This is a genomic window from Streptomyces sp. YIM 98790 (assembly GCF_011421595.1).
In the GTDB taxonomy this organism is placed as follows: domain Bacteria; phylum Actinomycetota; class Actinomycetes; order Streptomycetales; family Streptomycetaceae; genus Streptomyces.
Map to the genome: position 1 here is coordinate 1 of NZ_WTLH01000154.1, position 14,287 is coordinate 14,287.

Sequence of the window (14,287 nt, forward strand, 5' to 3'; positions counted from 1 at the left end):
GGGCGGGGCGGCGGGGGCGGCCGGCGTGGTGGGGGTTGCCGGTGCCGCGCCGCGCGCGGTGGGTGCGGGGGGTGCGGGGGAGGTGCGGCCGCCGGTGCCGTGCTCGCTGTGTGCGGCCGGGAAGCCGTTGTCGAGCGCGGCCAGCACCGCCCGCTCTATCTCCTTGCGGATCTTTTCCCGGTGGCCGCCCGACAGAAAGGTGGCGAATCCCGGAATTCGACGCTGGAGGATCTCGACGACCTCATCTGCCAGGGAGGGCAGCTCGTGCTGTATGTGACGGTTCCACTCATCTCTTGGGCGCGATCGGATGCGGTTCAGAATTGCACACATCTCAACCTCATTCCTGGGGGGACACCTGCCGTGATTCGTGGGGGATGGCAGGTCCGTGTGGAGAGCATCTCCTGGTTCCTCTATGTCCAGTTGGGAGGGAACAGGAGATTCTCCGCACCCTCCGTGGAGGGTGTCGTCCGATGGGGTTCCCGTTTTCTGATGTCTTTGTCGACACAGGTGTGAGAGCGATGCGAGAATGCCAGTGTCTGCTGGCTTCATCGCCGCTCCGGGAGGGACGGATTCGTCCCAGATGGGGCATCTTCGTAGCCGTGGCGGTGCCCGGCTACCAGCGCGTAGAAATTTATCACGTTCCGATAACTCCGTTATCGGTTCGGCAGGCTTTGGTGATCCTGCGGCCATGTCCCAGTCCCAGATCGAGCTGCCGCCGCGCTCCCGGTCCCGCCGGCGCGGGCGGCACGCGGGCCCGCCGCCGGACTCCGGGCTGCGCACCCCCCGGCCCCGCGGGCGCGGCCTGCCGGCGCAGCTGCCTAACGCCAGCGGCCCGCGGCTGACCCTCGCCTACCTGCTCATCACCGTGCTGCTGGCGGTCGCCGTGGCGGCGACCGCCGGAGCCTTCGAGCACCCCTGGTTCTTCCTCGACTTCGGAGCCGGGGTGATGGCGCTGGTCTGCCTCAGCGGCACCGTGCTGTGGGGCGTGGCCGCCACCGACCGGATCATCCTGGAACCCGGACACCGGGTGCTCGCCCAGGGCGTGCACCGCGGCCTGGCCGTCGCCGGCCTGGCCTTCCTCGGGCTGCACATCTGGGTGAAGATCGCCGAGCTGCGGGTCGGCGCCCGCGCCGCCGTCATCCCCTTCACCTCCGAGGTCCAGACCTTCCACATCGGCCTGGGCACCGTCGCGGCCTATCTGGTGGTGATCGTGGCCGTCTCCGGGGCGGTGCGCAGCGCCTTCACCGGCCGGCTGCGCTCCAAGCTCTGGCGCGGCCTGCACTATCTGGCCTATCTGGCGTGGTGTGCCGGGCTGATCCACGGTCTGCAGGCCGGGCGCCCGGCCACGGGCTGGGCCTTCGCCACCTACCTGCTGTGCCTGCTGGGCGTGATGGTCCTGCTGGTGCAGCGCATCCGGATCCGGCGGAGGCTGCGATGACCCTGGTCGTCACCGGGCGCTCCGGCAGCCCCGGCATTCCCGGCCGGCCGGGGAAGTCCGGCGGGATCGCGCTCGCCGCCCTCGGTCCCGCCCGCCTGCTGGCCGGGGTGCAGGGCGGTGCACGGCTGGACCGCGTCGGGCATCTCACCGTGCACGGCTCGCCGCCCCGGATGCGGCTGGAGGAGGTCATCGCCCTCGCCGAGAACATCGACCTGCGCGGGCGCGGCGGGGCCGGTTTCCCGTTCGCCCGGAAGCTGCGGGCGGTGGCCGACGCCGCGGCCCGCCGCAAGGCGCCCACCGCCGTGGTGGTCAACGGCACCGAGGGCGAGCCCACCTGCCTGAAGGACAAGGCCCTGCTGAACCACACCCCGCATCTGGTGATCGACGGCGCGGTGCTGGCCGCCGAGGCGCTGGGCGCCCGGCAGGTGGTGTTCGGGGTCACCCGGCCGGATGCCGAGGAGTCGCTGCGCAAGGCCGTGGCCGAGCGGCCCCCGGACGGCGTGCCGGTCCGGGTGCGGCGGCTGCCGGAGCGGTTCGTCACCGGTGAGGGCTCCGCCCTGACCCAGGGGCTGGACGACGGTCCGGCACTGCCCAGCGGGCGCAGGATCCGCACCAGCGAGGCCGGGCTGGGCGGGCTGCCCACCCTGCTGTCCAACACCGAGACCTTCGCCCAGCTGTCGGTGGCCGCCCGGATCGGGGCCCTGGGCTACCGCGAGCTCGGCCTGCCCTCCGAACCCGGCACGGTGCTGCTCTCCCTCTCCGGCCGGCTGGTCGCCGAGGTCCCGGCGGGCGCACCGCTCGCCGAGGTGCTGCGGCTGTGCGGCACCGACGCCGGCCAGGGCGTGCTGGTCGGCGGCTACCACGGCGGCTGGCTCTCGCCGCAGGCCGCCGCGGTGGCCACGGTCTCCCGCGGCTCGCTGTCCGCGCTGGGTGCCGCGCTCGGCGCCGGAGCGGTCGTCCCGCTGCCCCGGGACACCTGTCCGGTGGGCGAGACGACCCGGGTGGCGCGCTGGATGGCCGAGGAGTCGGCCGGCCAGTGCGGGCCCTGCTTCCTCGGCCTGCCCGCCATCGCCGACACCCTGGAATGGGTGCAGCAGGCCGGCGGCCGGCCCGCGCTGGACACCCTCCAGCAGCGGATGGCCTCGGTGAAACGCCGGGGCGCGTGCAGCCACCCGGACGGCACCGCCCGGTTCGTGGCCTCCGCCCTGGAGGCGTTCCCCGAGGAGTTCCTCAACCACTCGGTCGGCCACGGCTGCGGACGCCCGGTCACCGGGGTGCTGCCGCTGGTGCCCGGCGCCGGACGCGGTTCCGGGGGCCCGGGCGGCGGCGGCCGTTCCTCCGCCGTGGCACTCTCCGGCGACACCGGGCGGAAACTCACCGTCGACTGGACCCTCTGCCGGGGCCACGGCCTGTGCGCGGACATCGCCCCCGACCTGGTGCGGCTGGACTCCGACGGCCATCCCGCGCAGGCCGCCATGCCCGTGCCCCGGGCGGCACGCGCCCAGGCCGCCCGGGCCGTGCGCCGCTGCCCTGCCCTGGCGCTGCGCGTCACCGGCTGACCGCGGCCCCGCCGACCGTCCCGACCCGACGACGACCCGACGCCCGACCCGACGCCCGACCGGCGCCGATCCGCACCAGGCCCCACCGGCCGCCCCCACCGGCCGTCCCCACCCCCACACCCGGAAGAACCGGAAGAACCCGGAAGAAGGAGCCTCCACATGAACGCAAGCGAGGAGACCGCCGGCTCACGCCGACGAGGACATCGCTTCCCGCGCGGCCGGGCGGCGGGCGCCGCGGCCCTGGCCGCCGCGGCACTGCTGCTCACCGCCGCCTGCGCGGACAAGGAGCGCGGCGCGCCGGCCGGCAGCGCCGTCGACCTGGACACCGCCTACGGCGTCGACGGGTTCGCCAACGAGGACTACGGCGGGGCCACGGACGGGGCGGGCCCGGACACCGGGACCACCGGGAACTCACCGGCCGGCCGGCTCGCGCTGCGGGACGACCCGGAGCTGGGCTCCATCCTGGTCGACGGCGAGGGCTTCGCCCTCTACCGCTTCGAGGAGGACCACGCCGACCCGCCCAAGTCCGCCTGCGTCGGCGCCTGCGCCTCCGCCTGGCCGCCGGTCTCGGCCGACGACGCCACGGTGGCGGACGGCCTGGACGCCGGCCTGCTCGGCGAGGTGATCCGCCAGGACGGCACCTCCCAGCTCACCGTGGGCGGCCGGCCGGTCTACCGCTATGCGCAGGACGCCACCCCCGGTGACGTCAACGGCCACGGCGTCGGCGGCACCTGGTACGCCCTCGGCCCGGACGGCGGCCCGGCCGGCACGGAGCAGAACGCCGACCTGACCGGGGACGGCACCGGCCCGGCGGCCGGGAACACCGCCGATCTGTCGGTGGTGCAGGATCCGGAGCTCGGCCCCGTGGTCACCGACGCCCAGGGCCGCACCCTCTACCGCTTCAGCAACGACACCGCCTGGCCCATGGTCTCCCACTGCACCGGGGCCTGCCTGGACGTGTGGAAGCCCGCCGCACCGGTGGACACGGAGCGGCTGGACGGGGTGGACCCGGAGCTGATCAGCGTGCTGGACCGGCCCGACGGCACCGAGCAGCTCGCCATCGACTGCTGGCCGGTGTACTGGTACACCGGCGACGCCGTGCCGGGCGACACCAAGGGACACAACGCCCAGGGCATGTGGTTCGCGGTGACTCCGGACGGCAGGAAGGCCCCCGTGGCCTGACCCCCCGCCCCCGTCCGGTATCCAGGGGCCCGGCCGGCCCGCCATCCGCCGGCCGGGCCCCGCCGCGCGCCCGCACCCGGCGGCGCCGCGCGGAAAACCCTTTGCCTCCCGGCCCGCCCTTCCGTACCGTCGGAGACGGCCTTGTCGTCGCCGAGGGGAGAGGCCGTTGCTCGTCTGAGGTCGCGAGACACCGTGAGACGCCCGGTGGTGCCGTTGCCGCACCCCGGCCACCTCGCGTGTCCCGGCCGTGCAGGCGAGCTTTTCGCATGCCCGGACCCCACCTGACGTCTCAGGTGTCTCCTGTGCCGCATCCCGCCCACGCACCTGCGCACGCGCACCGGAGGCCGCCATGGCATGCACCACCCCGCCGTCCCCTTCTCCCGGATCGTCCCGTGGTTCCGTTCCCGGTTCTGCTGCCCGTTCGGCTCCCGGCGCCCGCGACCGGACGTCCGTCGCCTGCCACGGCCTGTCCTTCGCCTGGCCCGACGGCACACCCGTGCTGGACGGCCTGGACCTCGCCGTCGGCCCCGGCCGCACCGGCCTGATCGGTGCCAACGGCACCGGCAAGTCCACCCTGCTGCGGATCATCGCCGGTGAGCTCACCCCCGCCGCCGGCACCGTCCGGGTGGCCGGCGAGACGGGGTACCTGCCGCAGAACCACACCCTGGACACCGCGCTCCGCACCGACCAGGTGCTGGGCATCGACCGCATCCGGACCGCCCTGCACGCCATCGAGGCCGGTGACTGCCGCGAGGAGCACTTCACCGCCGTGGGCGACGACTGGGACATCGAGGAACGCACCCGCGCCGCCCTCGCCCAGCTCGGCCTGGAGCACATCGGGCTGGACCGCCCGGTGGGCCGGCTCTCCGGGGGCGAATCCGTGCTGCTGCGGCTGGCCGCCCTGCTGATCCGCCGCCCGGAGGTGCTGCTGCTCGACGAACCGACCAACAACCTGGACCGCGCCGCCCGGGAACGGCTGTACGCGGCCGTGGCCGCCTGGCCCGGCGTGCTCGTCGTGGTCAGCCACGACCGCGAACTGCTGGAGCTGGTGGACCGGATCGCCGACCTGCACGACGGCGGCGTCACCGTCTACGGCGGCACCTTCTCCGCCTACCAGGAGGCGCTGGCGGCGGAACAGGAGGCCGCCGAGCGGATGGTGCGCAGCGCCGAGGCGGACGTCCGCCGCCAGCGGCGCGAACTCAGCGAGGCGCACACCAAGCTGGCCCGCCGCGCCCGCTACGCCGACAAGATGTACGCCAGCAAGCGGGAACCGCGGGCGGTGATGAAGATGAAGAAGCGGTCCGCCCAGGTCTCCGCGGGCAAGCACCGCATCCTGCACGAGGAACGGCTGGCCGACGCCCGCCGACGGCTGGAGGAGGCCGAGGAGCAGGTCCGGGAGGAGGCGGAGATCCGCGTCGACCTGCCGGCGACCCGGGTCCCGGCCCGCCGCCGGGTGCTCACCGTACGCGGCGCGGTGCTGCCGTACGGCCGGGCCGGCGCCGTGGACCTGACCGTGGCCGGCCCCGAACGCATCGCGCTGACCGGCCGCAACGGCACCGGCAAGTCCACCCTGCTGCGCGCAATCGCCGGCGAACTCGCCCCGCTCTCCGGGCAGATCGAGGCCCATGTGCCGGTGCGCCACCTGCCGCAGCGGCTCGATGTGCTGGACGACGGGCTGAGCGTCGCCGACAACGTCCGGCGGCTGGCACCGGCGGCCGGGCAGCAGCGCGTCCGGGCACAGCTGGCCCGGTTCCTGTTCCGCGGCCCGCGGGCGGACCAGCCGGTGTCCACCCTCTCCGGGGGCGAGCGGTTCCGGGCCACGCTGGCCGCGCTGCTGCTCGCCGAGCCCGCGCCGCAGCTGCTGCTGCTGGACGAGCCGACCAACAACCTGGACCTGACCAGCGTCCGGCAGCTGGTCACCGCGCTGGAGTCCTATGCGGGCGCGCTGCTGGTGGTCAGCCACGACCTGGCGTTCCTGCGCGAACTGTCCCTCACCCGCCGGCTGGCCATCGGGTCCGGGGACGGCGCCTCCGGCGGCGGACCGGACCAGGGTGCGGGCGAGCGGGCGGGCGGGCTGCGGGAGACCGGTCCGCTGTAGCCGGGCCGACGGCACGGCGCTGCACGGCCCGCGCGGGGCAGGCCCGGCCCGCGGCCGGGCCATGCGCGGCCGGGCCATGCGCGGCCGGGCGGAGCGGCGGCCGGGCCGGCTCAGCGTCCGGCGACGATACCGGCGGGGAAGATGCCGGACCTGAGCACGGTCATCGCCCAGCCGCCGGCCAGTTCGGTCAGCCGCTGCACCCCGGCCGGGCCGAGATGCTCGTAGGGCGCCCGGTCCAGCCGGTCGGTCTCGTTCTCGATCTCCTTGCGCAGCGCCAGGCCGTCCTCGGTCAGCCGTCCGTCGGTGTCCAGCAGTCCGCGGGCGCGCAGCCGCCGCTGGGCTCCCGCCCAGTCCTCCGCCGTCCAGCCGCGGGTCTCCAGGGCGTGGTCCCGGGTCATGCCGTGCCCGCTCGCACCGTGGCTGACCAGCGCCTCCACCGGGTCCAGGCCCTCCCGCAGCAGCACCGCCAGATGCCCGTCGCCGCGGTGCTCGCGCAGCACGGTCGCGGCGTGCCACAGCCGCAGATGCGGCGCCCCGGGCAGTGGCAGCCGGGCGTTGGCGGCGCACAGCGGCCGGCCGTGCCCGGAGCACGCCTCGGCGGCGCGCTCCGCCAGTGCCGCGGCCTCGGCCATCTCCGGGGAGTCCGCGATGTCCTCGCCGAACTGCCGGCGCAGCAGCGCGTCCGCCGCCCGCAGCCGCGCCCCGGTCACCTGCCCGGGCGAGGCGAGCTCCCACACGGCAGGCACATGGCGGTCGACCAGCGCGGGGCTGAAGTTGTAGAAGGTGGCGGCGACCGTGCCGGCGCCCACCGCGCCCAGCGGTGCGGCACGGGCGGCGAAGTACGCCGGCAGCCACTCGGTGAACCCGTACGGCCGCAGCTCCGCCAGCAGTTCCGGGGAGAAGTACAGCTGCGAGTGGAGCGGGTTCAGCGCGGCATGGCAGGAGCGCCCCGCCCGCGGGGCCAGTGACGTCATGGGCCGTACGTTACCCATGGGTAGTCCGGCCCGGTATCCCCGCCGCCCGCACAGTGGGCCAACGCACACCCGCACCGGACCGGACCCCCGGTCCCGGTGCCCGGTCAGGCGGCGGGACCGGCGGGCGGGGACCAGGAGAAGCGGGGCTCACGGCGGTCCAGGAAGGCGGCGATCCCTTCCCGCGCCTCGCCCGCCGTCTCCTCCTGTCCCCGCCACCAGGCCATGCGCACGGCGGCCTGCTCCCCGTCCGGCAGGCCGCCGGCGAACTCCTTGGCGGCCTGCTGGGTGAGCGCCGAACGGGAGCGCAGCACGGCGGTGAACTCCGCCACCCGCCGCTCCAGCCCGCCGGACGGCAGCACCTCGTCCACCAGCCCGGTGCGCAGCGCGCGCCCGGCGTCGATGAGCTCCGCGGAGAACAGCAGGTACTTGGCGGCCGCGGGCCCGACCAGCCCGACCAGCCGCCGGGTCGCCCCGGGCGGATAGGCGATGCCCAGCCGTGCCGGGGTCACCCCGAAGACCGCGTCCTGCTCCGCGAACCGCAGATCGCAGGCGACCGCCAGCTGGCAGCCGCCGCCCACACAGGCCCCGCGCACCGCCGCCAGCGTCGGGCGCGGGAAGGCGGCCAGCGCCTCCTCGGCCCGGGCGGCCAGCTCACGCGGGCCGCCGGCGTCCCCGAGGCTGCCGATGTCCGCTCCGGCGCAGAAGGTGCCGCCGTGACCGGTCAGCACCAGGGCCCGCACCGCCGGGTCGGCACCCAGCCCGTCCAGCAGCTCCGGCAGTTCCCGCCACATCGCCGGCGTCATGGCGTTGCGCTTCGCCGGGTTGCGCAGGGTGAGAGTGGCGATCCCGTCGTGGATCTCGCAGTGCAGGCCCGCGTCCATGACCGCGATGCTACGGGCGCCCGCCGGCCGTATCCGGCCCGGATGGCCCAGCCGGACCGGCGGGGCCGGTGCAATCCCGGCAAGGTGGGGCAGAAGGACGGTCAGTCAGTCAGCGCCGGAGGAGGTGGTTCCGCATGAGCCCGCGGAGCAGTCCCGACAGTCCCGACCGTCCCGGCGGTCCCGGTGCACCAGGTGGACCCGGCGGTCCCGGTGCACCAGGTGGACCCGGCGGTCCCGGTGCCCCGGGCCGGGCGGGGAAGGGAAAGCAGAAGGAGAAGTCCGCCGCCGACCGGGTGAGCCGCAGCCTGTCCTGGCTGGTGGTGCTGGGCTCGCTGCTCGTGCTGGCCGGGCTGGTCGGCCTGGTCTACGTGGGCGTGGCCACCCTGACCTCGGTGCTGCTGTTCGGCTGGCTGCTGCTGTTCGGCGGTGTGGTGGCCCTGGTGCACGCGCTGGCCTCGCTGCACTCCCGCTACGTCTGGCTGGGCCTGGTCATCGCCGCCCTGAACATCGCGGCCGGCCTGATCCTGATCCTGCATCCCGAGGTCAGTGCCGCCGGTCTCACCCTCTTCGCCGGTCTGCTGTTCCTCTCCGGCGGGATGTTCCGGCTGTTCGGCGGCCTGGCGGTGCGCGGCGGCGAGATGATCTGGAGCATGGTGCAGGGCGCGTTCGGCATTCTGCTGGGCATCCTGGTGCTCGCCGAGTGGCCGGACAGCACCCGCTATGTGCTGGGCACCTTCTTCTCGCTGGCGCTGCTGTTCGACGGGCTGGGCCTGATCGCCACCGGCATGGGGGGACGCCAGCTGGTGCGCATGGTGACCCCCGGGGAGGGCGAGCAGGGCGGAGCGGCCGGGGAAGGCGCGCAGGGCCGCGGTGCGGCTCCGGGGGCCGGTCGCGCAGGGGAGCGCGGGGCGGGCGAAACGGGGCAGCCGCCTCCGGATGGACGGTCGTAAGCGCTTTTACTTCGTGAGGAATGGGTCAAGAAACAGCAGAGAACGGCAAAATACGACCACTTACGTTCACTGCGTCATGGTGCGCTGGCACATGCCAACACTCGGACTGTGACCGCGTCGGCCGCCCGCCACCCGGGCCGCGGTAACGGATCGGGACGCACGAGAGGGGTCGGTGCCGCGCATCATGGACAGTCGATCAGGGGCACTGCCGCAGCAGCCCGCCGCCCCCGACGCGCCCTACGCGGGCGCCTGGCGCTTCACGGCCGCGCCGGTGAGCGCCTGCGTCCCGCAGCTCCGGCACGCCGTCCGCGGCCTGATCCGGCGTCAGGGCGCACCCGTCTCCGACGATCTGCTGCACGGCCTGATGGTGATCCTCTCCGAGCTGGTCTCCAACGGCGTCAAGCACGCCGCCCTGCTCACCCCGGAGCTGGGGGTGGAGGTGGCGCTCGGCCAGGGCTGGATCCGCGTCTCGGTGGAGGACAACCACCCCTACCGGCCCACCGCCCTGGAGGCCGACGGCGACCAGACCGGCGGACGCGGCCTGCTCCTGGTGAAGTGCATCGCGCTGGAGGCCGGGGGGACGTGCGGGGTGCAGTCCACCGCCGCCGGCGGCAAGATCATCTGGGCCGCCGTGCCCATGGACCTCTGAACCGGTGGCCCTCTGAACCGGTGGACCGGCCGCCCGCTCCCGCCGCCGAACCGCCCGCTGCGCCCGCTGCCACCCGCCCCGGCCCGCGGCCGGGGCCGGCCGCTCACCAGCCGGCCGCGGCGCCCGTCACCTCGCGGATCGCCGGGCGGGCGGCGTCCAGCACGGTCATGAACCAGGCCGAGAACGGCTCCTTCGCCCTCCGCCGCGCCAGCTCCGCCGGCGTCACCAGCGCCGTCTCCGCCACCTCCGCCGGATCGGGCTCCGGCGCAGCGGCCACCACCCCCGCGAACAGGTGGTTGAACTCCCACTCCACCAGACCGGAGGCCGGATCGGGATGCCGGTAGGTCACCGTGCCCGCCTCCCGCAGCAGCCGCGGTGCCACGCCCAGCTCCTCGGCGGTGCGCCGGGTGGCCGCCAGGAACGGCGGCTCCCCGGGGTAGGGGTGGCCGCAGCAGGTGTTGGACCACACCCCCGGGGAGTGGTACTTCTCCGGCGCCCGGCGCTGCAGCAGCAGCCGTCCGGCCTCGTCGAAGAGGAAGACCGAGAAGGCGCGGTGCAGCCGTCCCGGTTCCCGGTGGGCCGAGACCTTCTCCGCGGTCCCGGTGGTGCGGCCGGCCTCGTCCACCAGTTCCAGCAGGATCGGCTCCGCCGAGCCGGGAGCTTCCGCGCCGGAAGAGGTGGTGCTGGGGGAGCTGTGCGGCATGTGGCTCAATCTCGACTTTCGCTCTCGACTCGCACGGCTTGCGCGTCTTGACGATCACCAGTCTGCCTGTTCCGGCCGCCGGCGGTGGCCGAACCTCCTCAGGCGGATACCAGTGCGATCGCCGGGCGCGGTCCCGGGCGCGGGCGCGGTCCCGGGCGTGCCGTGCGGGGAAGCGGTCCGCCGGGGCGGCAGCGGTCCGCCGGCGCGGTCAGTGGCACAGCCGGGGCTCGTGCGCGGCGTGGCCGTGCGGCTCCAGCTGGAAGGTGCAGTGCTCCACGTCGAAATGGCCGCCCAGGCACTCCTGGAGTTCGTGCAGCATCTCCTCGTGCCCCACCGCGTCCAGCACCTCCCGGCTCACCACCACGTGCGCGGAGAGCACCGGCATCCCCGACGTGATGGTCCACACGTGCAGATCGTGCAGATCCTCCACCCCCGGCAGGGCCAGGATGTGCGCCCGGACCTCCGCCAGATCCACGTCCCGGGGCGCCGCCTCCAGCAGCACCTCCAGCGCCTCGCGCGCCAGCTTCACCGTGCGCGGCACGATCAGCAGGGCGATCACCAGCGACGCGACGGTGTCCGCCCGCTGCCAGCCGGTGAGCAGGATCACCAGCGCGGCGATCACCACGGCCAGCGAGCCCAGCGCGTCCGCCAGCACCTCCAGGAACGCTCCGCGCACATTGAGCGACTCGCGCTGGCCGCGCATCAGCAGGCCCAGCGACACCGCGTTCAGCAGCAGGCCCAGCAGCCCGAACAGCACGGTCGGCCCGCCCGGCACCTCGGCCGGCTCCCGCAGCCGTTCCACCGCCTCGACCAGGATGTACCCGCCCACCCCGAACAGCAGCAGGCAGTTCAGCAGCGCGGCCAGGATCTCCATCCGGGCCAGGCCGAAGGTGCGCCGCCCCCCGGCCGGCCGCTGGGCGACGGAGATCGCCAGCAGCGCCATGCCGATGCCGATCACGTCCGTGGCCACATGGCCGGCGTCCGCCAGCAGCGCCAGCGAGCCCGTCAGCGCCGCGCCGACGATCTCGGCCACCAGCAGGGTGCAGGCGATCGCCAGCGTCATCCACAGGCGGCCCCGGTATCCGGCCGCGGCCGTACCCGCGCCGCCCCGGCCGTGGGGGTGCCCATGGCCGTGCCCGTGCTGGTGCCCGGCTCCCATCGCGCAGCGCCTCGCCTTCCCTCGCCGACCGCCGACGAGCTCCGGACCCCCAGTGAACTACGCCCGGCCGGGCTGCGGCAACGCGGCACTGAACACCGTTGTCATTCCCCTGACCTGCGGATTCGCCCATCCGGGGCAACCGGGGCCGGGTCAGTGCCCGGCAGCCTGCCCGGACACCCCGGCGGGGCCCTCCGCGGCCGGCCGCCGGCCCGCCCAGGCGGACTCGACCATGTCGCGCAGATCACGCCGGGCGGTGAACCCGAGGATCTCGGCCGCCCGGGTGACCGAGGCCACCACCCGGGCCGGGTCCCCCGGCCGCCGCCCGGTCACCACGGCGGCCGGCTCCCGGATGCCGGTGACCTCGGCCACCAGCTCCGCCAGCTCCCGCACCGAGGCACCCCGGCCGGTGCCGATGTTCACCGTCAGATCCCCGCCGCCGCGCCCGGTGTGCCGGGCCGCGGCCAGATGTGCGCGGGCGAGATCCTCCACATGCACGTAGTCCCGCACGCAGGTGCCGTCCGGCGTCGGGTAGTCGTCGCCGTAGATCTGCGGGGGCTCGCCCCGGCCCAGGCGCTCGAAGAACAGCGGGATCACATTGGAGGTGCCCCGGTCCGCCAGCTCCGGCCGGGCCGCGCCCGCCACGTTGAAGTAGCGCAGGCAGACCGTGGCCATGCCGTGCGCCCGGCCGGCCGCCCGCACCAGCCACTCGCCGGCCAGTTTGGTCTCGCCGTACGGGTTCATCGGGCGGCAGGGGGTGTCCTCGGTGACCGTGTCGGTGTCCGGCATGCCGTAGACCGCCGCCGAGGAGGAGAACACGAAACGGCGGATGCCGGCCGCCGCCACCGCCTCCAGCAGCACGGCCAGGCCGTAGACGTTCTCCCGGTAGTAGAACTCCGGCCGGGCCAGCGACTCGGCGACCTCCTTGCGGGCGGCCAGGTGCACCACCCCGGTCACCTCCTGCCCGGCCAGCGTCCGGTCCAGCAGCGGCCGGTCGGCGACCGTGCCCCGCACCACCGGCACCCCGGCGGGCAGCCGGTCCGCGATCCCGGCGGAGAGGTCGTCCAGCACCGCCACCCGTTCCCCGGCGGCCAGCATCTCCCGCACCACATGCGCACCGATGTATCCCGCGCCGCCCGTGATCAGCCACGTCATGGGCGGCAGCCTATGCCTCCGGCCGGGCCGCCCGCGCCCCCGTCCCCCCGGAGCCGCCCGCCCGCCCGGCTCCGGCCGGCCCCTCCGGCACCGCCGGCACCGCGCCGGCACCGCCGGCACCGCACCCGCAGGGCCGTGAACGGGCGGTGAAGCCGGACGGTGAAGGGTGTGCACCCATCCGCTAGTCTCTGCCAGCAGCCGGAAACCGTGCCGCGCCGCGGGGTCGGCGGGCTTCCGGGGCAACCACCGTGGAGAGCCGCCGGGGAGTGGTGACGCTGTCGACCGCCGTACTGACCGGTCCGCCCGTCTCGGGTTCACCTCTGGAGGAGGAACTGCGGCGCCTGGGCTTCACCGTCCGCCGCTGGGACGGTGAACAGCCGCCGGCCGCGGCACTGGCGGGCATACCGGCCGGCGAGCGGGTGGCCGTGGTCGATCCCCGGTTCGTCGGCCACCGGCACAGCCTGCGCCTGGCGCTCACCGATCCGCGCTTCCCGGCCGCCGCCGTCCCGGGCGCCCTGGGCGTCCAGCCGGCCGGCCGCCCCGCGCTGGAACGGGCGCTGGCCGCGGGCTGCCCGCTGCGGCCGGAGCCGCTCGCCGCCCGGCTGGAGGCGGACGGCACCACCGTCCACCGGCCGCCGCTCGGGCCGCTGGTGGCACGGGTGCCGGACTCGGACGCCCAGCGCTCCGCGGCCGCCGCCGCGGTGGCCGCGGTGGACGGCGAGGCGGTCCGGCTGCGCTCCGCGGTCAAGTCCCGCGACGGCTTCTTCACCACCTTCTTCGTCAGCCCGTACTCCCGCCACCTGGCCCGCTGGTGCGCCCGCCGCGGGCTGACCCCGAACCAGGTCACCACCGCCTCGCTGGTGATCGCGCTGGCCGCGGCCGGCGCCGCCGCCACCGGCACCCGGCCCGGCTACGCCGCCGCCGCGCTGCTGCTGCTCGGCTCCTTCGTCCTGGACTGCGCCGACGGGCAGCTCGCCCGCTACAACCTGGCCTATTCCGCCCTCGGTGCCTGGCTGGACGCAGTCTTCGACCGCGCCAAGGAGTACGCCTTCTACGCCGGTCTGGCACTGGGCGCGGCCCGCAGCGGCGACGACGTGTGGGCGCTCGCGCTCGGCGCGATAGTGCTCCAGGCCGGCCGTCACCTGCTGGACTCCTCCTTCGCCGCGGCGGGCCCCGGCGGCGGCCCGGCCGCGGCCCTCTCCGGCCGCCTGGACCGGGTCGGCTGGACGGTCTGGGTGCGCCGGATCGTGGTGCTGCCGATCGGCGAGCGATGGGCCCTGCTGGCCGTGCTCACCGCGTTCACCACCCCCCGCGTCACCTTCACCGTGCTGCTGGCCGCCGGCGGCATCGCCGCCGCCTACACCACCGCCGGCCGCCTCCTCCGCACCCCGCCGGCCCGCGACCGCGACCCCGACCGCGACCGCGACCCCGACGCCGGCCGCGGCGGACCCTCCGCCGCCCCGCGGGAGGACGGAGCTGCCGGGCGGGCCGGGCGGCTGGCACTGCTGACCGACAGCGGCATCCTGGCCGCGGCGGTGGCGC

Annotated in this window: 12 protein-coding genes and 1 pseudogene; 7 read left to right on the forward strand and 6 right to left on the reverse strand. The window is 75.3% G+C overall.

Going from position 1 to position 14,287, the window contains the following annotated elements:
• Positions 1-330, reverse strand: a pseudogene (locus GQS09_RS21465) (hypothetical protein); the annotation flags it as partial.
• A 358-nt stretch (positions 331-688) separates the two neighbouring features.
• On the opposite strand from GQS09_RS21465, the gene GQS09_RS21470 reads away from it, so the two are divergent.
• The 4 genes from GQS09_RS21470 to GQS09_RS21485 all read left to right on the forward strand — a co-directional run bounded on the left by GQS09_RS21470 (position 689) and on the right by GQS09_RS21485 (position 6,277).
• Positions 689-1,438, forward strand: coding sequence for a hypothetical protein (locus GQS09_RS21470; RefSeq protein WP_243761634.1), 750 nt, complete (start codon positions 689-691; stop codon positions 1,436-1,438).
• Entirely contained in the window at positions 1,435-2,997 is a 1,563-nt protein-coding gene (locus GQS09_RS21475; protein ID WP_165988786.1) for an NADH-quinone oxidoreductase subunit NuoF family protein, read from the forward strand. The genes GQS09_RS21470 and GQS09_RS21475 overlap by 4 nt, the downstream gene beginning before the upstream one ends.
• Before the next feature lie 159 nt (positions 2,998-3,156).
• Entirely contained in the window at positions 3,157-4,179 is a 1,023-nt protein-coding gene (locus GQS09_RS21480; protein ID WP_165988788.1) for an SCO0930 family lipoprotein, read from the forward strand.
• A 349-nt stretch (positions 4,180-4,528) separates the two neighbouring features.
• The gene (locus GQS09_RS21485) at positions 4,529-6,277 is read left to right on the forward strand and encodes an ABC-F family ATP-binding cassette domain-containing protein (protein ID WP_165988790.1); all 1,749 of its coding nucleotides are present in this window, start codon (positions 4,529-4,531) and stop codon (positions 6,275-6,277) included.
• Between the two features lie 110 nt (positions 6,278-6,387).
• On the opposite strand, the gene GQS09_RS21490 is transcribed toward GQS09_RS21485, so the two are convergent.
• Positions 6,388-7,251: an SCO6745 family protein gene (locus tag GQS09_RS21490; protein ID WP_165988792.1), complete on the reverse strand. Its 864-nt coding sequence runs from the start codon at positions 7,249-7,251 to the stop codon at positions 6,388-6,390.
• Positions 7,252-7,355: 104 nt separating this feature from the next.
• Complete coding sequence (locus GQS09_RS21495; protein WP_165988794.1) at positions 7,356-8,132, reverse strand: enoyl-CoA hydratase/isomerase family protein; 777 nt, start codon at positions 8,130-8,132, stop codon at positions 7,356-7,358.
• 293 nt (positions 8,133-8,425) lie between these two features.
• On the opposite strand from GQS09_RS21495, the gene GQS09_RS21500 reads away from it, so the two are divergent.
• Together GQS09_RS21500 and GQS09_RS21505 are read left to right on the forward strand one after the other, a co-directional pair.
• Entirely contained in the window at positions 8,426-9,082 is a 657-nt protein-coding gene (locus GQS09_RS21500; RefSeq protein ID WP_313896258.1) for a DUF308 domain-containing protein, read from the forward strand.
• Positions 9,083-9,266: 184 nt separating this feature from the next.
• Positions 9,267-9,731: an ATP-binding protein gene (locus GQS09_RS21505; protein WP_165988798.1), complete on the forward strand. Its 465-nt coding sequence runs from the start codon at positions 9,267-9,269 to the stop codon at positions 9,729-9,731.
• A gap of 103 nt (positions 9,732-9,834) precedes the next feature.
• Here the strand turns inward: GQS09_RS21505 and idi are convergent, their stop codons facing one another.
• From idi to galE, 3 genes are all read right to left on the reverse strand, one after another.
• The gene (gene idi, locus GQS09_RS21510) at positions 9,835-10,434 is read right to left on the reverse strand and encodes an isopentenyl-diphosphate Delta-isomerase (protein WP_165988800.1); all 600 of its coding nucleotides are present in this window, start codon (positions 10,432-10,434) and stop codon (positions 9,835-9,837) included.
• A 208-nt stretch (positions 10,435-10,642) separates the two neighbouring features.
• Positions 10,643-11,593: a cation diffusion facilitator family transporter gene (locus tag GQS09_RS21515; protein ID WP_165988803.1), complete on the reverse strand. Its 951-nt coding sequence runs from the start codon at positions 11,591-11,593 to the stop codon at positions 10,643-10,645.
• Between the two features lie 150 nt (positions 11,594-11,743).
• On the reverse strand, positions 11,744-12,745 hold the full coding sequence (gene galE / locus GQS09_RS21520; protein ID WP_165988804.1) for a UDP-glucose 4-epimerase GalE: 1,002 nt from the start codon (positions 12,743-12,745) through the stop codon (positions 11,744-11,746).
• A gap of 275 nt (positions 12,746-13,020) precedes the next feature.
• On the opposite strand from galE, the gene GQS09_RS21525 reads away from it, so the two are divergent.
• On the forward strand, positions 13,021-14,287 hold a 1,267-nt coding region (locus GQS09_RS21525), incomplete at its 3' end, for a CDP-alcohol phosphatidyltransferase family protein (RefSeq protein WP_165988809.1).

What these genes read in the sequence shown, in the direction of transcription:
- GQS09_RS21470 (WP_243761634.1), top strand. Translation starts at nt 689, where the DNA reads ATGTCCCAGTCCCAGATCGAGCTGCCGCCGCGCTCCCGGTCCCGCCGG.
- GQS09_RS21475 (WP_165988786.1), top strand. Translation starts at nt 1,435, where the DNA reads ATGACCCTGGTCGTCACCGGGCGCTCCGGCAGCCCCGGCATTCCCGGC.
- GQS09_RS21480 (WP_165988788.1), top strand. Translation starts at nt 3,157, where the DNA reads ATGAACGCAAGCGAGGAGACCGCCGGCTCACGCCGACGAGGACATCGC.
- GQS09_RS21485 (WP_165988790.1), top strand. Translation starts at nt 4,529, where the DNA reads ATGGCATGCACCACCCCGCCGTCCCCTTCTCCCGGATCGTCCCGTGGT.
- GQS09_RS21490 (WP_165988792.1), bottom strand. Translation starts at nt 7,251, where the DNA reads ATGACGTCACTGGCCCCGCGGGCGGGGCGCTCCTGCCATGCCGCGCTG.
- GQS09_RS21495 (WP_165988794.1), bottom strand. Translation starts at nt 8,132, where the DNA reads ATGGACGCGGGCCTGCACTGCGAGATCCACGACGGGATCGCCACTCTC.
- GQS09_RS21505 (WP_165988798.1), top strand. Translation starts at nt 9,267, where the DNA reads ATGGACAGTCGATCAGGGGCACTGCCGCAGCAGCCCGCCGCCCCCGAC.
- idi (WP_165988800.1), bottom strand. Translation starts at nt 10,434, where the DNA reads ATGCCGCACAGCTCCCCCAGCACCACCTCTTCCGGCGCGGAAGCTCCC.
- GQS09_RS21515 (WP_165988803.1), bottom strand. Translation starts at nt 11,593, where the DNA reads ATGGGAGCCGGGCACCAGCACGGGCACGGCCATGGGCACCCCCACGGC.
- galE (WP_165988804.1), bottom strand. Translation starts at nt 12,745, where the DNA reads ATGACGTGGCTGATCACGGGCGGCGCGGGATACATCGGTGCGCATGTG.